Source organism: Neoroseomonas soli (assembly GCF_018129065.1).
Lineage (GTDB): Bacteria > Pseudomonadota > Alphaproteobacteria > Acetobacterales > Acetobacteraceae > Neoroseomonas > Neoroseomonas soli.
On record NZ_JAAEDM010000129.1, the window covers coordinates 1 to 8,782 of the forward strand.

8 protein-coding genes and 1 riboswitch are annotated in these 8,782 nt (G+C 70.8%); of the genes, 5 read left to right on the forward strand and 3 right to left on the reverse strand.

Annotated features, from left to right (window positions below):
• Positions 1-201: 201 nt before the first annotated feature.
• Positions 202-1,134 carry a glycine betaine ABC transporter substrate-binding protein OsmF gene (gene osmF, locus GXW76_RS23995; RefSeq protein ID WP_211864671.1) on the reverse strand — a complete coding sequence of 311 codons (933 nt, stop codon included), beginning with the start codon at positions 1,132-1,134 and terminating at the stop codon, positions 202-204.
• Between the two features lie 328 nt (positions 1,135-1,462).
• Here osmF and GXW76_RS24000 point away from each other — a divergent pair, with 328 nt between their 5' ends.
• From GXW76_RS24000 to GXW76_RS24020, 5 genes are all read left to right on the forward strand, one after another.
• Positions 1,463-1,888 (forward strand): CBS domain-containing protein, encoded by a 426-nt coding sequence (locus GXW76_RS24000; protein WP_211864672.1) that lies wholly within the window; start codon positions 1,463-1,465, stop codon positions 1,886-1,888.
• 72 nt (positions 1,889-1,960) lie between these two features.
• On the forward strand, positions 1,961-3,178 hold the full coding sequence (locus GXW76_RS24005) for a CaiB/BaiF CoA transferase family protein (RefSeq protein ID WP_211864673.1): 1,218 nt from the start codon (positions 1,961-1,963) through the stop codon (positions 3,176-3,178).
• A gap of 4 nt (positions 3,179-3,182) precedes the next feature.
• Complete coding sequence (locus GXW76_RS24010; protein ID WP_211864674.1) at positions 3,183-3,983, forward strand: enoyl-CoA hydratase; 801 nt, start codon at positions 3,183-3,185, stop codon at positions 3,981-3,983.
• A gap of 251 nt (positions 3,984-4,234) precedes the next feature.
• Complete coding sequence (locus GXW76_RS24015; protein ID WP_211864675.1) at positions 4,235-4,876, forward strand: exopolysaccharide biosynthesis protein; 642 nt, start codon at positions 4,235-4,237, stop codon at positions 4,874-4,876.
• 231 nt (positions 4,877-5,107) lie between these two features.
• Positions 5,108-5,326: riboswitch (cobalamin riboswitch) on the forward strand.
• Positions 5,327-5,478: 152 nt separating this feature from the next.
• On the forward strand, positions 5,479-7,458 hold the full coding sequence (locus tag GXW76_RS24020; RefSeq protein ID WP_211864676.1) for a TonB-dependent receptor plug domain-containing protein: 1,980 nt from the start codon (positions 5,479-5,481) through the stop codon (positions 7,456-7,458).
• 185 nt (positions 7,459-7,643) lie between these two features.
• Here GXW76_RS24020 and GXW76_RS24025 read toward each other — a convergent pair whose 3' ends face one another.
• Entirely contained in the window at positions 7,644-8,198 is a 555-nt protein-coding gene (locus tag GXW76_RS24025) for a cob(I)yrinic acid a,c-diamide adenosyltransferase (RefSeq protein WP_211864677.1), read from the reverse strand.
• A gap of 232 nt (positions 8,199-8,430) precedes the next feature.
• Positions 8,431-8,782: energy transducer TonB (locus tag GXW76_RS24030; RefSeq protein WP_211864678.1), on the reverse strand; the 352-nt coding region annotated here is incomplete at its 5' end.

Below are 8,782 nucleotides of genomic sequence, written 5' to 3' on the forward strand. Positions count from 1 at the left end.
CCGCCCGCCCCGGCAGCACCAGGGCCGCCAGCGCCGCGACGGCGGCGGGGCCGAGCATGCCCCAGGCCGCCACCTCCCCCACCGCGATCGGGCGCGGCGGCACGATGCGGTTCGGCGCCAGCACCGCGAAGCCGAGCACCACCGGCGCGACCACCGCGAGAAGCAGCAGCGCCGCCTCCAGCGGCCCCGCGCGCCGCGCCGTCAGCGGAGCAGCCCCGCGGCAGCGAGATGCGCGCGCGCCACCTCCCGCGCCGGCTGCCCTTCCACCGCGATGCGTGCGTTCAGCCGTTGCAGCACCGTCAGTTCCAGGGTGCGGAAGGCGGGGGCCAGCACCTCCGCGATGCGCGGATTGGCGCGCAGCACCGCGCCGCGCACGATGGGTGCAGGGGCATAGACGGGCTGCGCGCCCTTGGTGTCCTCCAGCACCACCAGGTCGAGCGCGGCGATGCCGCCATCCGTGCCATAGACCATCGCGGCGTTCACGCCGTTCAACTGCTGCGCCGCGGCGCGCATCGTCACCGCGGTGTCGCCGCCGGGCAGCACCAGCAGCCGGTCGGGCGGCAGGGTGAAGCCGTAGGCGCGCTGGAAGGCCGGCAGCGCGGCGGGGCTTTCGACGAATTCCGACGAGCCCGCGAGCTTGAACGGCCGGCCTGCCGTGAGATGCCGCGCCAGGTCCTCGAGCGTGCGCAGGCCGTGCGTGCGCGCCAGGTCGGCGCGCACCGCGATCGCCCAGGTGTTGTTCGCCGGCGCCGGCTGAAGCCAGACGATGTCGTTGCGCTGCGCGTCGAGGTCGCGGACCTTCTCGTAGCCCGCGCGCGCATCCTTCCAGACGGGATCGGCCTCGATCTGGAAGAAGAAGGCGCCGTTGCCGGTGTATTCGGGATAGATGTCGATCTCGCCGGCGAGGATCGCGGTGCGCACGATGCGCGTCGGGCCGAGCGGCACGCGGTTTTCCACGCGCATGCCGCCCGCTTCCAGCAGCAGCGCGATCATCTGGCCGAGCAGCCCGCCCTCGGTGTCGATCTTGCTCGCGACGACGATGGGGCGTGCCTGGGCGAGCGCGGGCGCCGATGCCAACGCGGCCGCGCCGAGGAGCAGGTGGCGGCGGGCGGCATGGCCGTTGATCCGGGTCATCACGATCCTCCCCGTTCCGGGATGGGTCCGAGACTGCCATGCAAGGCGCGCATCGCGCGACCATAAGTGCCGGGGGCGTTGCGAAATCTGCCGCGCGGGCGAAGGGCACGCGCTATAGTTGTCGTCGGCGCGGTGATTGCCGGCCCAGCCCCGCCGGCCGCGCCGCGCGTCGCCTGATACGGGCGGCACCGATCGCTGACTCGGGGTCGAGGGCCGCTGCCGCTCGTATCCCCTTTGGTTTGCACGCGGCCGCCCCATCAGCCCCGCGTGCGGATACGCCCGGCAAGGATGCCGGGCGCATGATACAGCCGCGCCGGAGCGCTGCCCCATGAAGGACCGTCCGCTGATCGAGGTCGCGCCGCATCGCCTGACCCTCTGCGCGCAACCGGAAACCACCGTCCAGGCCGCCTGCGCCCGGATGCGGGAAGCGAAGGTGACGGCGCTGGTCGTGACCGACGCCGAGGGCCACCTGCTCGGCATCTTCACCGGGCGCGACGCCCTCTTCCGCGTGCTGGCGGAGGGCCGCGACCCGGCGCTCACGCCGCTGCACGAGGTGATGACCATGAAGGTCGAGGCACTTGGCCCGCGCGACCGCGCGATCGATGCACTGCATCTTATGCACGACGGCGGTTTCCGCCATGTCCCGGTGGTGGAGCACGGCCGCGTCCGCACACTGGTAATTCGCAGCGACTTCCGGGCGCTCGAACGCGCGCAGATCGAGGTCGAGGACGAGATCTTCGCGGCCATCCGCTGAAGCGCCGCGGCGCCCTACCCCCCCTGGGCACTCCTCCTGACCCGCCCTAGTCTCGCGGGCGAGGAGAACGCCATGCCGGAAAGCCCCATCGACCCGAAGCTCACCCAGGAGGTGACGCTGCCGCTTGCCGGCATTCGCGTGCTGGACCTGACGCTCGCCCGCGCCGGCCCCACCTGCGTGCGCCACCTGGCCGACTGGGGCGCCGAGGTGATCCGCATCGAGCCGCCCGCCTTCAATGACGGCCTCGGCGGTTCGCGCGATGGCTACGACTTCCAGAACCTGCACCGCAACAAGCGCAGCATCGCGCTCGACCTGAAGACCGAGGAGGGCAAGAAGGCCTTCTTCAAGCTCGCCGAGACGGCGGACGTGCTGGTCGAGAACATGCGCGTGCGCGTGAAGCATCGCCTCGGCATCGCACCCGAGCAGGTGCATGCGGTGAACCCGCGCCTCGTCTATGCCTCCATCTCCGGCTTCGGCCAGACCGGGCCGTACAGCGAGCGTGCCGGCGTGGACCAGATCGCCCAGGGCATGGGCGGGATGATGACCATCACCGGCGAGCCGGGCCGCGGCCCGATGCGCGCCGGCATTCCGTTCGTCGACCTCACCGCCGGCAACCTGCTCGCGCTGGCGGTGATGATGGCCCTGTGGGAACGCCAGCGCACCGGCAAGGGCCGCTGGGTGCACACCTCCCTGCTGGAATCCATGGTCTTCATGCTGGACCTGCAGGCCGCGCGCTACCTGATGGACGGCGAGGTCCCCGGCCAGGCCGGCAACGACCATCCGGTGAACATCCCGATGGGCGCCTTCCCCACCGCGGACAAGCCGGTGAACATCGCCGCGAGCAGCCCGAAGATGTGGGCGCAGTTCGCCGAGGCCGTGGGCCACCCGGAGTGGCTCGAGGTCGAGAAGTGGAAGACGCTCAAGGGCCGCAGCGACGACCGCAAGGCCGTGAACGCCGCGATCGCCGAGGTCTTCAAGGAGAAGCCGTCGGACTACTGGATCGACCTGCTCGAACGCATCGGCATCCCCTGCGGCCCGATCAACAAGGTGGACGAGGTCTTCGCCGACCCGCAGGTGGAGCACCTGCGCATGGCGATGCCGATCGCGCATCCGGTGCGCGGCAGCACGCATCTCGTCTCCTCCGCCATCAACATCGAAGGGCACGAGAGCGACGTGTGGCGGGTGCCGCCGCGCCTCGGCGAGCATTCGGCCGAAATCCTCAGGGAAGCCGGCTACACCGATGACGACGTCGCGCGGCTGCGCGGCCTCGGCGTCATCAGCGAAGCGTAAGGGAATGGATATGGAATTCGCGGACGGGAAGATTCTCGCCGAAATCAAGGACGGCGTCGGCCGCATCACCTTCAACCAGCCCGAGAAGCGCAACGCCATGTCGGTGACGATGTGGGACGGCATGGCGCAGGCGCTCGACGTCTTCGAGAAGGACGCCTCCGTGCGCTGCGTCGTGCTGACCGGCGCGGGCGACAAGGCCTTCGTCTCCGGCGCGGACATCAGCCAGTTCGACAAGCTGCGCTCGGATGCCGATGCGCAGCGCGAATACAGCAAGCAGACCGCCGGCGGGCGGCTGCGGCTCGGCACCTATCCGAAGCCGGTGATCGCGGAGATCCGTGGCTTCTGCATGGGCGGCGGCCTCGGCATCGCGATGTCCTGCGACATCCGCATCGCCGCCGAAGGCAGCCAGTTCGGCATCCCCGCCGCGAAGCTCGGCATCGCCTATGGCTTCGACATGGTGCGGCATCTCGTGGACCTGGTCGGCCCCGCCCATGCCCACATGATCCTGATGACCGGCGAGCGCTTCGACGCAAAGGAAGCCGAGCGCGTCGGCCTCATCAACAAGGTGGTTCCGGCTGACCAGCTTGCCGCCGAAGTGACGAAGCTGACGGCGACGCTGGCGATGAACGCGCCGCTCTCGCTCTATGCCAACAAGCGCACGGTGCAGGCGGTGCTGCAGGATCGCGCGGACCGCGACATCGCCGCGCTCAACGCCGCCATGGCCGCCTGCTTTGACAGCGAGGATTACAAGGAAGGCCGCCGCGCCTTCCTGGCCAAGCGCAAGCCGGCCTTCCAGGGCCGCTGAGCGTTACATTCCATCGATTGCCGCATTGTCATGCGGGCGGCCCTTCACGGGACCGCCCGCCGCCGTGCTAATGCTCTTGCCCGGCGATGGTCCCGCGAGACGGTCCACGTCAGCCCGGTCGACCCGGGGGCTTCACAGGGACCTCCATGCGCCACACGACATTTCCGTCCACGGACGCCGCCGCACGCACATGGGCCATGATGCGCAGCGGGAACGTCTGGCGACCCGCAATCCCGGGCGGCCAGGCCTGAATGCGCGACGGGCCGCTCATGGACGATGCCGCCCTGCCGGAGGCCCATGCCTCGGCACCCATTTCGCGCCTGGTGGCCGAGGTCGCGGCGCAATGCCCGGGCGAACGCGTCACCCTCGGCGAGATGGCGGAGGCCTTCGGCGACCGAGCCTTTGGCCTCCTGATCCTCATGCTCTGCCTGCCGGGCCTGCTGCCGGGCATGGCGAGCGTCTTCGGCACGCCGATGCTGATCCTCGGCGTGCAGATGGGCCTCGGCTTCCGCATGCCCAGGCTGCCCCGCTTCATCGCGCGCCAGTCGCTCAAGCGGACTGACCTGCTGCGGCTTTCCTCCGGTTCCTCGAAATGGATGAACCGCATCGAGCGCTGGGTCCGGCCGCGCCCCGGCCCCTTCACCACCCCGCATGCGGACAAGGTGGTGGGCTGGCTCACCGCCTATGCCGCGCTGATGCTGATCCTGCCCGGGCCCGGCACCAATGGGCCGCCCGCCTTCGGCACCATCGTCATGGCGCTGGGCGTGGTGGAGAACGACAGCAAGGTGGTGGGCGTCGGCATGGTGCTGACCATCCTCGGCAACATCTTCGCAACGGCCGTGCTGGGTGCGCTGTTCTGGTTCGGCATGGAAGCGCTGCATTATATTTGGTGATGCCCTCAGACGCCGGGGGAAGAGTTCTTGTAATGCCCTCAGGCGCCGGGCGGCCCGCATCCGCGGGCCTTGGCTTCGCGCCATGGACTGACGCATTGGCAGCCGCTGTTGGTCTGGGCGCGGTCGCGCTTCGCGCTCCCGGCCCGAGGCAAGGTCTCGGGCCGCCTGGGTTCCCCGCATCCCAGATTTGTTCCGCCGTCGCGGGATGGACCCGCGGCGCCTTCCGACCTAGGTTCCGCCCCATGCGCCGGTGGCCCGGAAGGGCTGAAACGGGAACGCGCGACGCGGTGATCTCCACCGCCAATCCGCGGCTGCCCCCGCAACTGTAGGCGACGAGACCGGTCCCACACGCCATTGCGCCACCAGCGCGAGAAGGCGGGACCGGCGGTGAGGGCCCATCGCCCCCGACCCGTCGCGAGCCAGGAGACCGGCCGGCGCAGAGTTGTCTCGCGCGTGCCGGGCGGGGAGCACCGGCGCAACGGGCCAAGGGCGCGTCCCGCTTTCCGCGGGGCGCTCCTCCGTATGCGAGCACGACGCAAGCCCGCCCCGCGGCCACCAGGCCAAGGGGCGACACGCGGAACGTGCAACGGAGGGACCCCCGGATGAACCGCCGGATCCTCGCTCTATTCGTCCTCACCCCGCTCGCGCCGGCCGGCGCGCAGCAAGCCACCACCATCCCCGACACCGTGGTCACCGCCACGCGCGTGCCGACGCCGCAGGAACGCATCCCGGCCGCGACCACCATCATCGACCGCCAGGAGATCGAGGAACGCGGCTACGTCACCCTCGCCGACGCCCTCGCCGCCGTGCCGGGCCTGCGCGTGATCCAGGCCGGCGGGCCGGGGCAGCAGGCTTCCGGCTTCGTGCGCGGGACCAATTCCCGCCACGTGCTGGTGCTGCGCGACGGCGTGCCGCTCAACGATTCCGCCGAGCCCAACGGCGCCTTCAACTTCGGCAATGAACTCCTCGGCGACGTGGAACGGATCGAGGTGGTGCGCGGCCCCGTCTCCGCCGTCTATGGCACGGCGGCGATCGGGGGCGTGGTCAACCTGATCACGCGCCGCGCCCCCGCCGATCGCAGCTTCGCGCCCTATGGCGAAATCGCCGGCGGCACGCAGCGCACGCTGCGCGGCTATCTCGGCGCCGGCGGCACGATCGGCGCCTTCGACTACGGCATCACCGGCCAGTCGCTCTCCACCGAGGGCTTCAACGCCACCGCCCCGCGCATCTGGACCAATCGCGGCGAACGCGACGGGCTGCGCGCCGCGGCGATGACCGCGCGCGCGGGCGTCACCCTCGGCGAGACGACGCCCGACGCCATCCTCGGCGCGACGCGCATCGAGGGCCTGATCCGCTGGCGGGAGAACAGTTTCGGCCTCGACGACGTGCCGCAGGACGACCCGAACTACAGCGCCGACGACCGCAACTGGTTCGGCTACCTGCGCAGCGAGACCGCGCTCTTCGGCGGCGCCTGGACCACCGGGCTGCGCCTGTCCGGCAGCCAGGACCGCCGCCGCTACGTCAACCTTCCCGACAACGACAGCCCGGCGACCGCGGACGACCTCTATCGCGGCACCCGCACCGGCCTCGCCTGGGACAACACCGTGCGGCTGCCAGCAGGCGGCTTCGTCACGGATGCCAGCATCACCTTCGGCGGCGGCTGGGAACGTGAGGCGGCGGAAAGCGCCTCCGGCTCTCCCTTCTTCCGCACCACGGTCGATGCGCGGCAGGAAAGCACCTACGGCTATCTCGGCGCGCAGGCGCGGCTGTTCGAACGTCTCGACGTGACGGCGGCGCTGCGCATGGACGACGCGGAGGACTACGGCACCGACACCTCCTGGCGGCTCGGCGCGGTGCTGGCGCTGCCGGAGATCTCCTCCCGCCTGCGCGCCTCGGCCGGCACGGCGTTCAAGGCGCCGTCGCTCTACCAGCGCTTCGGCGTGATCGGGTCCTTCTTCCGCGGCAATCCGAACCTGGAGGCGGAACGCTCCACCTCCTGGGAAGCCGGGATGGAAACCGATATCGGGCGCTGGGCGACAATCTCCGCGCTCTACTTCGACAACCGCGTGCGCGACCTGATCAACTTCGACCCCACCTTCTCCACCCTGGTCAACGTGGATCGCGCGCGCATCCGCGGCGGCGAGTTCGCGCTCACGGTCCGCCCCGCCGACTGGCTCTCGGTGACCGGTGCCTGGACAGTGACGGAGGCACGCGACACGGAAACCGACACCCCCCTGCCCCGGCGTCCGCGCAACGTCGCAAGCCTCAACGCGCGCATCGCGCCGGAAGTCGGGTGGTTCGACGTGCCGCGCTCCCGCCTGGTGATCGCGCCGGAGATCCTCTACGTCGGCGCCTCCCCCGAAGGCGCCTTCGCGCGCTACAGCGACGACGGGCAGGCCATCCCGACAGCAGGCAAGAACCCGGATGGCTGGCTGTTCAACCTGACGGCCTCGCTGCCGGTGACGCAGCAACTCACCGCATTCGTCGAGGTCCGCAACATCGGCAACACGCGCTACGAACCGGCGAACGCCTTCGTCGTGCCGGGGCGCAGCGCCATCGTCGGGATGCGCGGGGCGTTCTGAAGGAAGGTCGGGGGAGGTGAACCTCCCCCGAGCCCCCTCCCTTCTTTGGTCACCTGGCACCGGCCTCGGTTGTCAGTTCCCGAATGCCAAGGAAGCTTGAGAGGGGGGGGGAGTGGGCGCCCATTGGTGTTGCCCGCAACGCCGATGGCAATCCGTCCGGGGGGGGGGAAGTTCTCTCCCCCGCTTCATCGCGTGGCCCCCGGCACCCACACCACGTCGCCGCCCGCCGCCACATTGAACCGCCGCGACAGCACGAACAGATGGTCCGACAACCTGTTCAGGTATCGGATCACCGCCGGGTTCACCTCCTCCTCCGCCGCCAGCGCCACCACCAGGCGCTCCGCGCGCCGCACGATGGTGCGCGCGAGATGCGCATGCGCCGCCGCCGGGCATCCCGCCGGCAGCACGAAGGAACGCAGCGGCGTCAGCGCCGCGTTCATCTCGGCAATCTCGGCCTCGAGCCGCGCGGACTGCGTGTCCGCCACGCGCAGCCTTGCGCCGGCCTCTCCGGGCACGCAGAGATCCGCCCCCACATCGAACAACTCGTTCTGGATGCGGGAGAGCATGGTGTCGGCTTCGGCATCCGCATGCAGCCGCACCAGGCCGAGCGCGGCGTTCGCCTCGTCCACCGTGCCGAAGGCCTCGACGCGCAGCGCGTCCTTGCGCACGCGGCGGCCGTCGCCAAGGGATGTCTCGCCCTTGTCGCCCCCGCGCGTCGTGATGATGTCGAGTTTCACCACGGTGCAATCTCCCTGGGCAGCGGTAGGCCGAGCGCGTCGGCGATGGCACATGCTCGCACCACAGGCACCGGCGGCGTGCCGCAGCCGACATCCGATCCCCGCCAATGGGCCAGGGCGGCGTCGTCCGGCATGCGGGCGAGAACCGTGGTGCTGCGATCCCGTGCGAGGCGAAGCGAAGGATCCGTTCCGGGCATCATCCCGTTTATGGCGCGGCGCATGGCAGAGGCAAGGCTCAGCGCCGCTCCGCCTCGGTCAGGCGGAAATGGACTGCGGTGTTGATCGTGGCGGCAACCGGAATCCCGGCCTCGCTGGCGGGGCGGAAGCGCCAGCGCCGCACCGCTTCGAGCGCCGCGCGGTCGAGCGCTGCATAGCCGGAGGAATCCGTGACCTCGGCGCCCTCGACCCGCCCGTCGCTGCCGATGCGCAGCGCCAGGCGCACCACGCCTTCCTCGCCACGCCGGCGGCTTTCGGCGGGGTAGTCGGGGGGCGCGTTGCGTTGCCCGGGCGCGGCGGACGGCGGCGTGACCGCGCCCATGGCGCGCGCGCCGAGGGAGCCGTCCGGCAGGGCGGCGCTGCCCGCATGC